This is a genomic window from Candidatus Thiothrix phosphatis (genome assembly GCF_035668035.1).
GTDB classification, from domain to species: Bacteria; Pseudomonadota; Gammaproteobacteria; order Thiotrichales; family Thiotrichaceae; genus Thiothrix; species Thiothrix phosphatis.
Genome location: NZ_JAYMYJ010000104.1, coordinates 1 through 1294, shown reverse-complemented (window position 1 = coordinate 1294; position 1294 = coordinate 1). Strand labels below are relative to the sequence as shown.

Sequence of the window (1294 nt, the reverse complement as noted above, 5' to 3'; positions counted from 1 at the left end):
GTTTGGTATACTGCCGCCATCCTTCCTTCAGCAAGCGGGTTCGTTCATGTCACTCAAGGATCAACTACTTAAAGCCGGGCTGATCGACCAGTCCAAAGCCAGCAAAGCGGAGCGCGAACAGCGCAAGCAGGATCACCAGAAAACCGCCAAAGCCAAGAAAAAAGCGCAGAAAAGCGGCGAAGCCATCGTCGACGAAGCCAAATTGCTGGCCGACCAAGCCCGCCAGGAACAGGCGGAACGCTCCCGCGAGCTTAACCGCCAGCAACGCGAACAGGCCGAACACAAAGCCATCCAGGCGCAAATCCGCCAATTGATTGACATGAACCGCATCGACCGCAAACGGGGCGACATCGCCTATCAGTTCGCCGATGGCAACACGATCAAGAAGGTTTACCTCACCACCAAACTGCAAGACCAACTGGCTTATGGCGTGATCGCGCTGGTCAGGTTCGGCGACGGCTACGAACTCGTGCCCAAACAGGTTGCGGAAAAAATCGCCCAGCGCGACGCCGCCTGCATCCTGGTACAAAATACCGGCAGCAGCCAGCCAGCAGCGGTGGAAGACGACCCTTACGCGGACTATCAAATCCCGGACGACCTGATGTGGTAGTTGCGTCATGGCATTACAGCCCCCGACACGTTATCATGCAACACAAGATTCGTGTAGCACGGAGTTTTTGTCATGAAAAACGTCACCATTTCCCTTGATGATGAGGTTGCCCAATGGGTGCGCGTGTGGGCAGCCAAACAAAACACCAGCATTTCACAACTGTTGGGTGTCTTGCTACGCCGAAGGATGCAAGAAGAAAATGGTTATCAGGCTGCCATGCAGCAATTCCTTGCGCGCGCTCCCAAAGCCTTAAAGTCCAAAGGCGAGCGCTACCCCAGCCGGGAATCCCTCTATGAACGCTAGGGTGTTTGTCGATACCAACATCTTGGTGTATTCACGAGACAAATCAGAAGCAGAAAAACAAGCCGTTGCCCTACAATGGCTCACTGTGTTGTGGCAACAGCATTCCGGCAGGATCAGCGTCCAGACCCTGAATGAATTCTACGTGACCGTCACCCAGCGTCTGAAACCCGGCCTGACCCGCGAAGAGGCGCAAGCGGACATCCGCAGCCTGCTGCTTTGGAACCCCATCGCCGTTGACAGCACGGTCATGGAAAATGCATGGCTGATACAGGAAAGCCACCACTTTTCATGGTGGGATTCTCTGATCCTGTCAGCCGCACAAATTCAGGATTGTGCTTTTGTCCTGAGCGAAGACCTGCAACACGGACAGCAAATTGGCAA

The 1294-nt window shown here is 54.6% G+C and carries 3 protein-coding genes; all 3 read left to right on the top strand.

Going from position 1 to position 1294, the window contains the following annotated elements; translation table 11 throughout:
* The coding region (locus VSS37_RS10500; protein ID WP_324695000.1) for a DUF2058 domain-containing protein at positions 1 to 610 on the top strand (610 nt) is incomplete at its 5' end.
* 72 nt (positions 611 to 682) lie between these two features.
* On the top strand, positions 683 to 913 hold the full coding sequence (locus VSS37_RS10495; protein WP_324694999.1) for a hypothetical protein: 231 nt from the start codon (positions 683 to 685) through the stop codon (positions 911 to 913).
* A partial coding sequence (locus VSS37_RS10490) for a PIN domain-containing protein (RefSeq protein ID WP_324694997.1) occupies positions 903 to 1294 on the top strand: 392 nt, incomplete at its 3' end. The genes VSS37_RS10495 and VSS37_RS10490, both read left to right, overlap by 11 nt.